This is a genomic window from Mycobacterium sp. IDUB_39, assembly GCF_055419205.1.
Window position 1 is genome coordinate 199,957 of sequence record NZ_JBVAXF010000001.1, and the last position, 13,765, is coordinate 213,721.

16 protein-coding genes are annotated in these 13,765 nt (G+C 64.8%); 3 read left to right on the top strand and 13 right to left on the bottom strand.

Going from position 1 to position 13,765, the window contains the following annotated elements; all coding sequences use genetic code 11:
• Positions 1-37: 37 nt before the first annotated feature.
• The 13 genes from rplO to ACZY0X_RS01030 all read right to left on the bottom strand — a co-directional run bounded on the left by rplO (position 38) and on the right by ACZY0X_RS01030 (position 9,705).
• A complete protein-coding gene (rplO, locus tag ACZY0X_RS00970; protein ID WP_463767749.1) occupies positions 38-478 on the bottom strand; it encodes a 50S ribosomal protein L15 in 441 nt (146 codons plus the stop codon).
• A gap of 5 nt (positions 479-483) precedes the next feature.
• Positions 484-663 carry a 50S ribosomal protein L30 gene (gene rpmD / locus ACZY0X_RS00975; RefSeq protein WP_463767750.1) on the bottom strand — a complete coding sequence of 60 codons (180 nt, stop codon included), beginning with the start codon at positions 661-663 and terminating at the stop codon, positions 484-486.
• A 3-nt stretch (positions 664-666) separates the two neighbouring features.
• Positions 667-1,347: a 30S ribosomal protein S5 gene (gene rpsE, locus ACZY0X_RS00980; RefSeq protein ID WP_241400767.1), complete on the bottom strand. Its 681-nt coding sequence runs from the start codon at positions 1,345-1,347 to the stop codon at positions 667-669.
• A gap of 28 nt (positions 1,348-1,375) precedes the next feature.
• Positions 1,376-1,789, bottom strand: coding sequence for a 50S ribosomal protein L18 (rplR, locus tag ACZY0X_RS00985; RefSeq protein WP_241400768.1), 414 nt, complete (start codon positions 1,787-1,789; stop codon positions 1,376-1,378).
• A 3-nt stretch (positions 1,790-1,792) separates the two neighbouring features.
• The gene (gene rplF, locus ACZY0X_RS00990; protein ID WP_463767751.1) at positions 1,793-2,332 is read right to left on the bottom strand and encodes a 50S ribosomal protein L6; all 540 of its coding nucleotides are present in this window, start codon (positions 2,330-2,332) and stop codon (positions 1,793-1,795) included.
• 21 nt (positions 2,333-2,353) lie between these two features.
• A complete protein-coding gene (gene rpsH / locus ACZY0X_RS00995; protein WP_241400770.1) occupies positions 2,354-2,752 on the bottom strand; it encodes a 30S ribosomal protein S8 in 399 nt (132 codons plus the stop codon).
• 100 nt (positions 2,753-2,852) lie between these two features.
• Positions 2,853-3,038: a type Z 30S ribosomal protein S14 gene (locus ACZY0X_RS01000; RefSeq protein WP_163918946.1), complete on the bottom strand. Its 186-nt coding sequence runs from the start codon at positions 3,036-3,038 to the stop codon at positions 2,853-2,855.
• Positions 3,039-3,042: 4 nt separating this feature from the next.
• Positions 3,043-3,615: a 50S ribosomal protein L5 gene (gene rplE, locus ACZY0X_RS01005; protein WP_241400771.1), complete on the bottom strand. Its 573-nt coding sequence runs from the start codon at positions 3,613-3,615 to the stop codon at positions 3,043-3,045.
• A gap of 2 nt (positions 3,616-3,617) precedes the next feature.
• Positions 3,618-3,935, bottom strand: a complete 318-nt coding sequence (gene rplX, locus ACZY0X_RS01010; RefSeq protein WP_241400772.1) for a 50S ribosomal protein L24 — start codon at positions 3,933-3,935, stop codon at positions 3,618-3,620.
• Positions 3,936-4,304 (bottom strand): 50S ribosomal protein L14, encoded by a 369-nt coding sequence (gene rplN, locus ACZY0X_RS01015; protein ID WP_241400773.1) that lies wholly within the window; start codon positions 4,302-4,304, stop codon positions 3,936-3,938.
• A gap of 231 nt (positions 4,305-4,535) precedes the next feature.
• Positions 4,536-5,237, bottom strand: a complete 702-nt coding sequence (locus ACZY0X_RS01020; protein WP_463767753.1) for a hypothetical protein — start codon at positions 5,235-5,237, stop codon at positions 4,536-4,538.
• A 14-nt stretch (positions 5,238-5,251) separates the two neighbouring features.
• Positions 5,252-7,603 carry an arylsulfatase gene (locus ACZY0X_RS01025; protein WP_463767754.1) on the bottom strand — a complete coding sequence of 784 codons (2,352 nt, stop codon included), beginning with the start codon at positions 7,601-7,603 and terminating at the stop codon, positions 5,252-5,254.
• 164 nt (positions 7,604-7,767) lie between these two features.
• Complete coding sequence (locus ACZY0X_RS01030; RefSeq protein WP_463767755.1) at positions 7,768-9,705, bottom strand: hypothetical protein; 1,938 nt, start codon at positions 9,703-9,705, stop codon at positions 7,768-7,770.
• Between the two features lie 426 nt (positions 9,706-10,131).
• Here ACZY0X_RS01030 and ACZY0X_RS01035 point away from each other — a divergent pair, with 426 nt between their 5' ends.
• Genes ACZY0X_RS01035 through ACZY0X_RS01045 form a run of 3 tightly spaced genes read left to right on the top strand, consistent with a single transcriptional unit; the run spans position 10,132 to position 13,679 of the window.
• Positions 10,132-11,370 carry a hypothetical protein gene (locus tag ACZY0X_RS01035; protein WP_463767756.1) on the top strand — a complete coding sequence of 413 codons (1,239 nt, stop codon included), beginning with the start codon at positions 10,132-10,134 and terminating at the stop codon, positions 11,368-11,370.
• Positions 11,367-12,482, top strand: a complete 1,116-nt coding sequence (locus ACZY0X_RS01040) for a glycosyltransferase (RefSeq protein WP_463767757.1) — start codon at positions 11,367-11,369, stop codon at positions 12,480-12,482. Before ACZY0X_RS01035 ends, ACZY0X_RS01040 begins: the two co-directional genes overlap by 4 nt.
• 30 nt (positions 12,483-12,512) lie before the next feature.
• A complete protein-coding gene (locus ACZY0X_RS01045) occupies positions 12,513-13,679 on the top strand; it encodes a hypothetical protein (RefSeq protein WP_463767758.1) in 1,167 nt (388 codons plus the stop codon).
• The last annotated feature ends 86 nt before the right edge of the window (positions 13,680-13,765 follow it).

Below are 13,765 nucleotides of genomic sequence, written 5' to 3' on the forward strand. Positions count from 1 at the left end.
GCCCCCGCCGAGGCGGGGGCATTTCACATGTCTTGCACTACAGCTCGGTGGTCGAACCGCCTACTGCAGTGATCTTCTCGCGCGCGCTGCCGCTGAACTTGTGCGCGGTGAGGTTGACCTTGACGGACACCTTGCCGTCGCCGAGCACCTTCACCAGCGTGTTCTTGCGGACCGCACCTGCAGCCACCAACTCGTCGACGCCGACAGTGCCGCCCTTGGGGAACAGCTTGTCGAGGTCACCGACGTTGACGACCTGGTACTCAGTGCGGAAACGGTTCTTGAAGCCCTTGAGCTTCGGCAACCGCATGTGGATCGGCATCTGGCCACCCTCGAACGTCGAGGGGACGTTCTTGCGTGCCTTGGTGCCCTTGGTGCCGCGACCGGCGGTCTTACCCTTGGAGCCCTCGCCGCGACCCACGCGAGTCTTGCGAGTCTTGGACCCGGGGGCGGGCTTCAGGTCATGAAGCTTGATGGTCATGGTTGCTACGCCTCCTCAACCGTTACGAGGTGGTTGACGACGGCCAGCAGGCCGCGCGTCTGCGCATTGTCCTCACGCACCACGGACTGGCGGATCTTCCGCAACCCGAGGCTGCGCAGGCTCTCACGCTGCTTCCAGCGAGCACCGACGGTGCCGCGCACCTGGGTGATCTTCAGTTCAGCCATTACTTATGCCGATCCCTCACGCGCGGCCGTAGCAGCCAGCGCTTCGCTCTCACGTCGAGCCTTGAGCATCCGCGCAGGCGCGACGTCCTCGATGGGCAGCCCACGACGGGCCGCAACCTCTTCCGGACGCTGGATCATCTTCAGCGCGGCAACGGTGGCATGCACCACGTTGATCGCGTTGTCGCTGCCCAGTGACTTGGCCAGGATGTCGTGCACGCCGGCGCATTCCAGCACCGCACGCACCGCGCCACCGGCGATGACGCCGGTACCCGGGCTGGCCGGACGCAGCATCACGACACCGGCCGCAGCCTCACCCTGCACCGGGTGCACGATGGTGCCGCCGATGAGCGGGACGCGGAAGAATCCCTTGCGGGCCTCTTCGACACCCTTGGCGATCGCCGCCGGAACTTCCTTGGCCTTGCCGTAGCCGACACCGACCATGCCGTTGCCGTCGCCGACGATCACCAGCGCGGTGAAGCTGAACCGGCGACCACCCTTGACGACCTTGGAGACGCGGTTGATGGCAACGACGCGCTCCAGGTAGTTGCTCTTCTCGCCGCCGTCGCGACCGCCACGGCCACCACGGTCGTCGCGCCTGCCGCGACCGCCATCACGACCGCCACCGCCGCCGCCTCCGCGGCCGTCGGTGTTCGACGGCCCGGCTCCACTAGCCTGCTCGGCCATCATGCAGTCCTTCCGTAAGTCTTCATCATCAGAATTTCAGCCCGCTCTCACGCGCGGCATCGGCCAGCGCAGCGATCCGACCGCCGTAGGTGTACCCACCACGGTCGAACACCACCGTCTCGATGCCTGCGGCCTTGGCGCGCTCGGCGATCAGCTGACCGACCCGGACGCTGTGGGCCTTCTTGTCGCCCTCAACCGCACGCACGTCCGCCTCGATCGACGACGCGGCGGCCAGCGTGACGCCGACCTGGTCGTCGACCAGCTGTACGTGGATGTGCCGTGAGCTGCGGTTCACGACCAGGCGCGGGGCCTCCGAGGTGCCGGCGACCTTCTTGCGAAGGCGTGCGTGGCGACGCAGGCGCGCCACCCGACGAGTCTCGGAGATGTTCTGCCCAAGGGGCTTCCGCTTGGCGGAAGCCACATCAGTCTTCGTGGTAGCCATGACTTACTTACCTGTCTTTCCGACCTTGCGGCGGATCTGCTCACCCTCGTACCGCACGCCCTTGCCCTTGTACGGGTCGGGGCGGCGCAGACGGCGGATGTTCGCCGAGATCTGACCGACCTTCTGCTTGTCGATACCGGTGATTGAGAACTTGGTGGGGGTCTCCACCGCGAACGTGATGCCCTCAGGCGCCTCGATCACGACGGGATGGCTGTAGCCGAGCGCGAACTCGAGCGTGTTGCCCTTGAGCTGCACGCGGTAGCCAACGCCGAAGATCTCCATCTTCGTGGTGTAACCCTCGGTGACACCGGTGATCAGGTTGGCCACCAGCGTGCGCGACAGCCCGTGCAACGAACGGCTGCGCCGGTCGTCGTCGGGGCGGGTCACCACGATGGCGCCTTCGTCGTTGCGCGCCACCGAAATCGGCTCGGCGACGGCTAGACCCAGTGAGCCCTTCGGGCCCTTGACCGAGACGTTCTGCCCCTCGATCGTGATATCGACCCCGGCAGGAACCAGGACCGGCTGCTTACCAATACGCGACATAGTTCTACTCTTCCTATCCCGCTACCACACGTACGCGAGGACTTCGCCGCCCACGCCGCTACGCGCTGCCTGGCGGTCGGTGAGGAGGCCGGAGGACGTGGAGATGATCGCCACGCCGAGGCCACCAAGCACCCGAGGCAGGTTGGTGGACTTCGCGTACACCCGCAGGCCGGGCTTGGACACCCGGCGCAGGCCCGCAATGCTGCGCTCACGGCTGGAGCCGTACTTCAGCTGCACCACCAGGGACTTGCCGACGCGAGCATCCTCCGTACGGAAATCGCTGATGTAGCCCTCAGCCTTCAAGATCTCGGCGATGTTCGCCTTGATCTTGCTGTGGGGCAAGGTCACCTCATCGTGATACGCCGAGTTGGCGTTGCGCAGACGTGTCAAGAAGTCTGCGATCGGGTCAGTCATCGTCATGACAACCGGCTCACCTTCCTCGCGGCGGTTCCCCTGGGTTGAATTCCCTTGGGGGCCTGCCGCGCACTTTTGTTAAGTGGTTTCAATGTTTGGATTTGGATTACCAGCTGGACTTCTGGACACCCGGCAGCTCGCCGGCATGCGCCATCTCCCGCAGGCAGATTCGGCACAGGCCGAACTTGCGGAAGACAGCGTGCGGACGCCCGCACCTGTTGCAACGCGTGTAGCCGCGAACCTTGAACTTCGGCTTCTTGTTGGCCTTGATGACCAGCGCTTTCTTTGCCATCTGCTCAGTTCTCCTTGAACGGGAAGCCCAGCGCGCGCAGCAGCGCACGGCCCTCGTCGTCATTCGTCGCCGACGTGACGACTGTGATGTCCATGCCCCGCGGGCGGTCAATGCTGTCCACGTCGATCTCGTGGAACACCGACTGCTCGGTGAGACCGAAGGTGTAGTTGCCGCTGCCGTCGAACTGCTTGGGCGACAGGCCGCGGAAGTCGCGGATACGCGGGAGGCTGATCGACACGAGCCGGTCGAGGAACTCCCACATGCGGTCGCCGCGCAGCGTGACCCGGGCGCCGATCGGCATGCCCTCGCGCAGCTTGAACTGTGCGATGGACTTGCGGGCCTTGCGGATCTCCGGCTTCTGGCCGGTGATGAGCGCTAGGTCGTTGACGGCGCCGTTGATCAGCTTGGCGTCGCGGGCGGCGTCACCGACGCCCATGTTCACGATGACCTTGACGACGCCCGGGATCTGCATGACGTTGTCGTAGCTGAACTCGGTGTTCAGCGCGGCCTTGATCTCATCGCGGTACCGCTGCTTGAGGCGCGGCGGTGTCTTTGCGGGAGCTTCTGCAGTAGTCATTCTCAGATGTCCTTGCCATTCTTCTTCGACACGCGGACCTTCTTGCCGCTCTCCTCGTCGACGCGGTAGCCGATCCGAGTCGGGTTGCCGTCGGAGTCGACCACCATCACGTTGCTCACGTGAATCGCGGCTTCCTGGGTGACGATGCCGCCCGAGGACGCGCCACGCTCATTGCTGGAGACGGCGGTGTGCTTCTTGATCCGGTTGACACCCTCGACCAGGACCTTCTCGCGGTCGGGGTAGGCGACCAGGACCTTGCCCTTGGCGCCCTTGTCCTTACCGGAGATGACCAGAACGGTGTCGCCCTTGTGCACCTTCATTTACAGCACCTCCGGGGCCAGCGAAACGATCTTCATAAACTTCTTCTCGCGCAGCTCACGACCGACCGGCCCAAAGATGCGGGTGCCGCGGGGGTCATTGTCGGGCTTGATGATGACGGCGGCGTTCTCGTCGAACTTGATGTAGCTGCCGTCGGCGCGACGGCGCTCCTTGACGGTGCGAACGATGACGGCCTTCACGACATCGCCACGCTTCACGTTGCCGCCGGGGATCGCATCCTTGACGGTGGCCACGATGACATCACCGATGCCGGCATAGCGTCGCGCCGAGCCACCGAGCACCCGGATGCACAAGATCTCCTTGGCACCGGTGTTGTCGGCGACCTTCACTCGCGATTCCTGCTGAATCACTCGATCTCCTCGATTTCGATGCACGCCAAACAGCACTAGATTGTTCGACGTACGCGGTCTTCGTCACCTAAGGGCACGCAGGGCTTCCGCCTCCGCTGAGCACTTACAAGAAGGACTCAGACGAGAGCGGCTACCGAGGTCTGCCCAAGGCAACCCCTACATACTAGGTGACCGGCGCGAATGCACCAAATCGCGGCGACCAGCGCTTTCCGCGCGCTTGGCGTCGGCGGGTCAGGGGATCTCGACCTGTGGGTCACCGGTCAGCCGGGCGCCCGCGGCATCGAGGGCATCCACACCGCTGGGCGCCTCCACGTGCACCGACACCAGGTAGTTGGCGGTGTTGGTCCAGATGTGCACGATCCTGTCGCGAAACTCCACCGATTTCTCCGATGTGTCCGACCAGGCGCCCATCAGCTTCTGCCCGCTGTAGTCGCACAACTCCGCGGGCAGGACGCTCACGGTGCTGACGGCCGCGGTGGCCATGATGCGATCGGTGTAGTCGCGGAACGCCGCTGCGGGATCGAGCGTCGTGCGCGCGATGGTGACGGTCGCAGACATCGCCTCGGGTCCGGTCAGCGTGGCGGCCATGTCACCGGAACCAGGGGCCAGGCTCCAGCCGTCGGGGAGGGCCACCGTGATCTTCGGCGCCTGTGGATCGGACACCGCCGTCTCGACGGCATCGCCAGGCTCCGGAGGTAGTGGGCACGTCACGGTGCCCGCCGGGATCGGAACCTGGAGCGTCGGCAGAATGCCCGGCTCGGGCTGGGCGGTGTCGGTCGTCGCGGGTGGGGACGACATCGGTGAGGACGATGCGGACGCCACCGATGTCGAGACTGATGCCGCCGAGGGTTCGGTGACCGGAACGCCCTCGCTTGTCCGCGCACATCCCGACGCGCCGATCGCCACGACGCAGGTGATCGCGATGCCACTCATGCACCAGGTGCTCATCAGTCCCTCGCAAAGGCCTGGGCGAAGTCTCTTTCGAGGTCCTCGTACGGAGTGCCCGATATGTCGACGACCACCTTGGCGATTGTGCCGCCGGTGAACCTGAATGGCGCCTGGTAGCTGCTCGACACCGGCTGACCGGCATTGCGACCGACTGCCACCCCACCGCCGGCGAGCCCGAATGTGCCCGGATGGGCACGCACGCCCGGCAACGTCGCAACCTTGGCGTCATCGATGTACAGCGAGACGTCGCCGAGCGGGGTGTGGCTGTTCTCCACGGTCCCCGTCCGGTCATATCTGACGCCGAACACGTGACTGCCCAGAGGAATCGGGGCCGGGGCACAGACTCTCTGTTCGTCCTCGCCCATGAAGTTGTAGACGTAACACAGCTGGGCGTCCTTGACGAACAGCACGTGACCGCCGTGGCCCGCGCCCTGCTTGAACAACACGCCTTCCGCGGCGGCGTCATCGACGGTGACCTCGGCGAGGACGGAGAACGACTGCCCCCGAAGCTCGGGGGCGGCACCGACGCCCACTTCGGCCGAGTCCGGGTAGTAGATAAAGGACTTGCGATCGACTGACAATGAGGGTCGCCAACGAGCCAGCGTGTCGAAGATGTTGAGATCGCCCAATGGCAGCCCGTTGTACTTGGCGGCCTCGCTGAACCACAACGCCTTGAGCTCTTCGAGCTTCTCCGGCTGCTGCGTCGCCAGGTCATGGCACTGACTGCGGTCGGATTCGATGTGGAACAGCTCCCAGCGGTCGGCGGGGAATTGCGACCAACCAGCGGGGCTCGCCGCGTGCACGGTATTGGCCAACCAGCCCTTGTGCCAGATTGCCCGAGTGCCGAGCATCGTGTAGAACTGCGTGTCCTTGCCCGTGTCGGCAGTCGAATCAGCAAGCGCGGCCGCGAAACTCACCCCGTCGAGCGGCTTCTGGGCGATACCTGCGACCTCGTCGGGCGGGGTGATACCAAGTAGGTCGTAGACGGTGGGCGTGACATCGCAGACATTGATGTAGGTGTCTCGAACTTCGCCGTGCGCATCAATTCCGTTGGGCCAGCTGATGATCGCACTGTCAGCGATGCCACCCTCGTGTGAGGCGTAGCGCTTGAAGAGCTTGTAGGGCGTGTTGAACGCCATCGCCCACCCGATCGGGTAGTGGTTGTAGGTCTCGGGCCCGCCGAGCTGGTCGTAGAACCGCATGCTCTCCGCGACGGTGTCGATGTAGCCGTTGAAGAACTTGTTCTCGTTGACCGAGCCGTTCGGTCCGCCCTCTCCGCTGGCTCCGTTGTCGGAGATGACGACGATGATGGTGTTGTCGAGCTGACCGGATTCCTCGAGGTAGTCGAGGATGCGGCCGATCTGCGCGTCGGTGTAGGACAGGAAGCCGGCGAACACCTCGGCCATCCTGGAGAACAGCCGCTTCTCGTCGTCGTCCAGCGTGTCCCATCCCCGGACGGTGTCCTGGTACGGCCATGCCTCGCCGTTGGGCCCCTTGACGTCGAGATACGGGTTGACCGGCGATAATTCGGTGTCCTGGGGCACGATGCCCAGCTTCTTCTGATTCTCCAGCACGACCTCGCGATAGGCCTCGTAACCCATGTCGAAGCGGCCGGCGTACTTGTCGGCCCACTCCTTGGCGACGTGGTGGGGCGCGTGGCCAGCGCCTGGGCACAGGTAGTTGAACCACGGCTTGTCGGGTGCGATCACCTTGGCATCCCGAATGAACTCGATCGCCTTGTCCGCCAGGTCCTTCGACAGGTGGTAGCCCTCCTCGGGAGTGGCGGGCGGCGCGACGGGGTGATTGTCGTACACCAGTTCCGGATACCACTGATCGGTCTCGCCGCCCAGGAATCCATAGAACCGTTCGAAACCCCGGGCCAACGGCCAATGTCGCTTGGTGGCGGCGAGGTTCGACTCCTCCAGTGGGGTCAGGTGCCACTTGCCCACGCAGTAGGTGTTGTACCCGTTCTCGGCGAGCACCTCCGACAACAACGCCGTGTCGGCGGGTATGCGCCCATTGCAGTTCGGGAATCCGTCGGTGAACTCCTCGATGGTCGCCATCCCCACGGTCGTGGCATTGCGACCGGTCAGCAGCGAGGCGCGGGTCGGCGAGCACAGCGCGGTGGTGTGGAACTGCGACAGCCGCACACCGCGCTGCGCTATCCGGCTCATCGCGGGCATATCGACCAGTCCACCGAAGCAGTCCCAGGTGGCAATGCCGATATCGTCCCAGACCAGGTACAAGACATTGGGTGAGCCCGCCGGGGCGGTCGGCGCCGCATACGGGCCCCAGTCGGGTTCCGAGTCGCGGATATCGAGTTCGATCTTGCCGTTGAACGTCCGTGTCATCGCGCCTCGTCCTGATCCGTCGGCCGCCGTGTCGTCGCCGGTCGCCCGGAGGTTACACCGGCTAGATGTAGCGTCGCTGAGAAATTGACCCACAGCGCAGCTTTACCTCGGCAATGCTCTCAAAGACACTGCCTTGCAACGGCTGAGCGTCAGGCGATATCCGTCTAGTCAGCACCACCGCGGCGCCGTCGCCACAACAGCGCTGCACCCAATCCGAGCACGGCGGCGGCGAGGAGTCCTACGCCGATGGCCAGCCAGATAGGCGGCGAGTTGGCTCCATCCTGGCCTGTTGTCGGCGCGATGCCCTCCGGTCCGATCGCCAGATCGGTGGCCGTGCCGTCCGCGCCTGCCGCCAGAACGTCACCGGCGAGGCTCGACCATCCATCCGGCAGCTGATCGATATAGCCGAAGAGTGGCTCGACGAGCGACCACGCTCCACTCGAAGTGACGAGGACGACCGTGCGGTTGCGGGGTTGGTCGGCAAAGACCTGGATCGAGCCCAGTCCCCCGTTGATGTTGGCGCGAAGTTCATCACGCAGAGCGACCTGCACATCGGAGTTCTCGCCACCGATCGGCGGACGCATCGACGTCGACCGCAACGTCGCAGAGTTCGCCACGATCAGCGCGCCCGTACTCGCTCCTGCCGCGTCCTTGACGTTGACGACACGCGGCATCAAGGGCGCCTCGGACCGCCGAGCGATATCCGCTACCACGCGGGACGCATAGTCGAGTTGATTCGGACTGCTGCCGTCGAGCGCGACGAGGAACTCGGGGCTGAATTCCGATGGCACGGCGCCGAAACCCCCAAGTGGCTGCCCACCGCGTCGCATCGTCAGCGTCGACCGGGGATCCAACTCAAACGTCATCGGCGCAATGGTCGGGCTGCACAATTGGCGCGGGCTGAACGTCAGGTCGAAATCGAAGTTGACTCGCTGCTTGAGAAACTCGCCGGGCACGTCGAACACGGCATCGACGCGGCCACTGTCCCGTAGCGGAGAGGTGTAGACCGCCTGACCGTTCACGCTGACCATCAGACTGGCGGAGTCTGCATCCGCGACCGGCGTATGGGTGGCCAGTAGATGCACTTGCACGCCGTCAACGCGGGCGCCCATTGCGGATCGGTCCACGCCCACGGTGAGCTTGGACGTCCGAAGCACCGAGCTTTCGCCCGTCAGCTTCAACTGACCGAAGGTGACCTCGTCGGGCCCGGACTCGGAGGTGGAGTCGGAACCCGCCCTGTCGACACGCGCATTCGGGACCTGCGCCAACGACTGCAACTGGTTGACCACAAGCGATGCCTGATCGGCGAGTTGGTCGCCGCGGCCAGTCAGCTTGAGGAAGGCATTGGAACTGCCCGCGTTGACGACCTCGAGTCCGGCATCGCCGCGTTCGACCACGATGGCGCGGGTGAATTGTGGTGCGGGAGGGGGTAAAGCACCGCGCGGTTGACTGACCACGGTGATCGCTGTCGACTGCGGCCGGTACATGCGCGCGATCGCTGACGCCAATGTGAGCACCCCCTGCTTCTCCGCGTCCTCGGCGTCGGTCGGCGCATAGATCGTGAGTCGCTGCAGAACTGGGGGGAAGAACGTCGCGATCGTGGCCGGGGCGGTTTCGTTTCCGGCGAACACCGCAACGAGATCGCTGATGACCACGCGCTCCCCGAGCCCGCACCTTTCTTGGCCTGGGCGCGGAACCTCTCGCACCGTAAAGGACAGCCCGACTCCCGAGGCACCGGACTGGGCCGCCGCCACATCGACGTCGAATGGAACAACGGCCTGATTCGGGGCAACGGCGGGCAAGTCGACCGTTGCCATGAGTGCGCCCCTACTGTCGACGATCTCCACGAACCCCGCGGCGAAATCGACCGGTGCATGAATGAGTCCGCGTAGCCGAATGATGGAGAAACCGGATGGCACGGGAACTGTGAAATCTTGATTGGTGTTGGCACCGACCAGCGTGATGTCGCTGGTAAGTCCGAGTGTCCTCCACGGCAGCGCCACCTCTCCGCCTGCAGCGGGGTCAAGGTTCACCGGGTCGGCATGAGCCGCCTGTGGTATGCCAAGTGTCGCCGCGAGCACCACCGACAGAAGTAGGCCCACCAACCGACGGATAGTGTTGTGCCCTATCAATGTTCGAGACAGTCCTCGGTTCATGGCCGCCTCGTTCCTCGTCACGTGCACGGCATCGCTGAACTCATGAGACACCCGCTCCAGTCTTTAGTGTGGCGGCATCCGAATTGCATATTGGCGTCGGACAATACCGTCAAACCACGGAATGTGGCGCCAGACCCGCCGCCACGCGATTCGCGGGGAAATCAGCTTCGCAATAACCTCCGCAAACCGCGTGCACGCAAAGTCGAATGCAATATCATCGGTGCTTTAGTGATCGGGTGCGGCAATTACGATATTGTCATGTCCACAAATGCAGGGATACCGGCGTGACCGCCACGACACATTTCCCAATCGGCGCGGGTCCATCCAATGCCGGGCAATTCGGCCTAGCGCAACTACCATATTGATCGCATCGTGAGTTCAGGACGGAGCGCCGCAGAGTTGGGTTTCAAGGTGTCGAAGGTACCCCCGACCACGATTTCCACTATTTCATCGCTCGAAACCCGCTTGCTGATCATGAAGGTGCTCGTCGGCGCAGTCATCGGCCTGTGCGCCGGGGGGCTCATCGGCGGAGTTGGCTTCGCGACGTTGGCAGCAGACAGCACCGCGACAGCCTTTGTGCGACTCCAAAATCCGGCTGACCTGACTGCCATCGCAGGCGGCGCGGATCAGACCACTCCCAACAACCAGGACAACACGAGCGCATTCGTCGCTGGGGAGATCGCCTACCTGTCTGGGAAGGGCTTCGCACAGGCCGTGGCTCGCAAGATGGCGAACGACGAGCCCGCGGAACTCAACATCGCGCAGGCCAACGAGTCGCCGATGGTCACCATCAGCACTAGTAGTAGGTCTGGCGACGAAGCCGTCAGAACCGTGCAGACAGCCATCGACCTCTACGGACACGAACTCGAGCAGCGCGTTGACGCGCAGCTTCGGACGATCCTGCCGAGGCTGTCCGAATGGCAACAGCGAGCCGCCGAAGACCCCACCCGTACGCAGGAACTCCAGCGAGTGCGCGAGAGCGTCGAGCTGCAAGCGGAACAGGCCGGCGCCCTGCTCGTCGTGCAGCCTCCGACGCTGAACCGTCCGAGCAGCAGGCAGTGGCTCATGGGAGCGGTTCTCGGCGCGCTGGTGGGCGGTTCCTGTGGTGCGGCAGTCGTGCTCGCTCGACGGCGACGCGCTGGCCGCGGATCCCTGGTGAAGACCGTGACCGACGAGGTCGACGGTGTGCTGCTGCCCGCCGTCGACCTCGACATGCCGCCGCGTGATGCGTGGACTGATGAACAGGCGCGGCTCGGCCGAACGCTCTACGCGCAGTGTCGGTCCGCGGGGCCCGATCGCCTCATCCTCGTCATCGGCGCTTCATCGTCATCGGGAGCCCCCGTCGTGGCCTCTCTGCTAAAGATGGCGGCGGCCGGATCACACGCGACACAAGTGGTCCACGGTGGATCCGTCGGCGACCCGGCGCTGACCCCCGACGTCGTCGGCGCCGCGACCGACATCGTCCTGGTGTTCCGAATCGAGGCCGACACCGTGACGCACGCGTTGGCGCTGCGCGCTGCCACCGCATCCAGTGCAGCGCCCGTGGTGGCGGTGTTCACTCACCTCCGTTGGCAGGGCCTTGCGTTCGGCGCACGGCGGAGCCACAAATGAGGCTGGCAATCGTTCACGAACGGCTGACCGAGATCGCCGGTTCCGAGCACGTCGTTGCTGAACTCTCCCGGGAATGGCCAGATGCGCCGATCACGATTCCCATCGTCGATTCACGGGTCACCTCTGCGTTCACGTCCCGCGTCAAGACCGGTTCACTCACTGCGGCCTACCGTTTGGCGGGCTACCGCAGCTACGCGCCGTTGCTTCCGCTCGTGCCGGGATGGTTGCGACGCCGCGACTACGGTTCTGCCGACGCCGTGATCATCAGCCATCACGCGTTCGCGGTGGCCGCTGCCAACGCCGCGACCCGGGCACCGACGATCGCCTACGTCCATTCGCCGGCGAGGTGGGCGTGGGACGAGGACATGCGAATCGAAGAGGCTTCGTCGCGAGCCGGTCACCTGGCACTCGACGTGTTGGCGCGGTTGGCGATCAAGACGGAACTGGCCGCGGCTTCTAAGCTCACGACCATCGTGGCGAACAGCTCGGCGGTGGCACAACGGATCAAGCGTCATTGGCATCGCGAGGCCCAGGTCGTCCACCCCCCGGTGAACATCGACTTCTACACACCGGACGCAAGTGAGGCACGTGAGGACTACTTCCTGCTCGCGGGCAGGCTGGTGTCCTACAAGCGCCCGGACATCGCTATCAGAGCGGCCAAGCGGGCCGGTGTGAAACTGGTGGTCGCCGGCGGTGGCCGAGAGACCGCCAAGTGCAGGAGGCTCGCCGATGGCGCCGACGTCACGTTCGTCGGTCGGGTTTCGAACGAGGAGTTCCGCAGCTTGTACCGCCGCGCGAAGGCGCTGGTGATGCCAGGCGAGGAGGACTTCGGCATCACGCCCGTCGAGGCCATGGCATGCGGCACTCCCGTGATCGCTCTCGGGGCCGGCGGCGCGCTCGACAGCGTCGTCGATGGCCGTACGGGGACATTCGTCTCCGGCGCCGACGACGCCGAGATGGTCAGCGACTTCGCGGAGGAGTTCGCGTCATTCGACAGCCGCCGCTTCGACCCGATCGACGTACGTGTGCACGCAGAACGGTTCTCGCCGGAGAACTTCCGCCGCAGGATGGCCGGGGTCATCACGCAGACACTGGGCAGCCACCGACAATGACGCGCCGCTCGACATCTGGCTGGTTCGGCTGTGCCTGACGTCAAACACGTGCACACCGCCGTTCAGGTGGTTGCCGGCCTGGCGCTGAATGTCTTTCCGGCGATATTCATTGCGATCTATGCCCGCATCGCTCCCATCGAGACCCAGGGGTTCCTGGCACTGTCGCTCGCTGTCGGCGTTTACGTCGCGCAGCTCTTCAACGCCTTCATCGTGGAGGGTCGCCTGGCAACCCCGAACGCCGAGGGCGATCTGGGCCTGCCCACCTGGGTGGTCTTGTTCACCGTTGCCGCAGGTGGACTGCTGGTGATTGGGCCTGCGGTTGCACCCTCACCTGTCCTCATGGCGAGTTCCATCGGCGTGATGACCGGCCTGCTGATGTCCCGCTCGATCGGGGTGGTCGATGGGCAGTGGAAGCGCGAGGGCCTGGGAGCGGCGGTGTTGGTCGCCGCCAGCGTGGTCGCGCTCTGGATGGCTGATCAGCACAATCCGCATTCTGTGCGAGTGCTGGCTATCGGCGCCCTCCTGGCTGTGCTGGTGCGGTATCAGCCTCGAAAGAGGATGCCGCACATGGGCTTCCCTCCGGACGTCCGCCGGTCCAGCTGGGTTACGGCAGAGACGGCGGTCGTCGGTGCCGTTCAGCCCGCGATCACATCCCTTCTCTTGGTCATGGTCGGACCGATGGCGTCGGTGACGTTTCGCGTCATCTCCACGGTCGCGGGCGCGGTGGAACCGATTCTGGCGTACGGCAGGTACCGGCTGCTCGCTCACGGGCACCGAGGCGAACTCACGGCGTTTGTCGCGGTATTCGCCATGGGGTTGGCCGTGGTCATGCTCGCTGCGTTCGGCGGACTCGGAAGCCTGATATTCGGCCCGGCGTGGCGGAGTGTGGGTGCCGCCGCGATGCTGCTGGCCTGTCTTTGGAAGGCCGTCACGCTGGTGTCCACCGTGCCGTTCGCCGCGCTTCGCAAGGCAGGCAAGACCACGCTGGTGTTCTGGATCCGTGGGGGCAGCACGGTCATCTACCTGATCATCAGCGTGAGCTTCCTTGTCATGTGGCAGAACACCGCGGCGATATTTCTGGCGTTCGTCGTGTCCGAGATGGTCACCGCCCTGCTGTACCACTACGCCGCGGTCAGGGGCGCTCCGGACTACGCGGCGACATTCGGGCTTCGGCCGCTACGCGAACGGTTCAGTTAGGAATGGACGCGAACAGTAGCGCCGAAGTCGTTGTGCACCATTCCCGAACAACATCGTCCCGAGCCCCCGCGTGGTTCTCGCCGGGC

Excerpts from the sequence above, each read along its gene's own strand:
- rpsE (WP_241400767.1), bottom strand. The coding sequence starts at position 1,347 with ATGGCCGAGCAGGCTAGTGGAGCCGGGCCGTCGAACACCGACGGCCGC.
- rplF (WP_463767751.1), bottom strand. The coding sequence starts at position 2,332 with ATGTCGCGTATTGGTAAGCAGCCGGTCCTGGTTCCTGCCGGGGTCGAT.
- rpmD (WP_463767750.1), bottom strand. The coding sequence starts at position 663 with ATGGCTGAACTGAAGATCACCCAGGTGCGCGGCACCGTCGGTGCTCGC.
- rplX (WP_241400772.1), bottom strand. The coding sequence starts at position 3,935 with ATGAAGGTGCACAAGGGCGACACCGTTCTGGTCATCTCCGGTAAGGAC.
- rplO (WP_463767749.1), bottom strand. The coding sequence starts at position 478 with ATGACCATCAAGCTTCATGACCTGAAGCCCGCCCCCGGGTCCAAGACT.
- rplR (WP_241400768.1), bottom strand. The coding sequence starts at position 1,789 with ATGGCTACCACGAAGACTGATGTGGCTTCCGCCAAGCGGAAGCCCCTT.
- ACZY0X_RS01040 (WP_463767757.1), top strand. The coding sequence starts at position 11,367 with ATGAGGCTGGCAATCGTTCACGAACGGCTGACCGAGATCGCCGGTTCC.
- rpsH (WP_241400770.1), bottom strand. The coding sequence starts at position 2,752 with ATGACGATGACTGACCCGATCGCAGACTTCTTGACACGTCTGCGCAAC.
- ACZY0X_RS01020 (WP_463767753.1), bottom strand. The coding sequence starts at position 5,237 with ATGAGTGGCATCGCGATCACCTGCGTCGTGGCGATCGGCGCGTCGGGA.
- ACZY0X_RS01025 (WP_463767754.1), bottom strand. The coding sequence starts at position 7,603 with ATGACACGGACGTTCAACGGCAAGATCGAACTCGATATCCGCGACTCG.
- ACZY0X_RS01000 (WP_163918946.1), bottom strand. The coding sequence starts at position 3,038 with ATGGCAAAGAAAGCGCTGGTCATCAAGGCCAACAAGAAGCCGAAGTTC.
- rplE (WP_241400771.1), bottom strand. The coding sequence starts at position 3,615 with ATGACTACTGCAGAAGCTCCCGCAAAGACACCGCCGCGCCTCAAGCAG.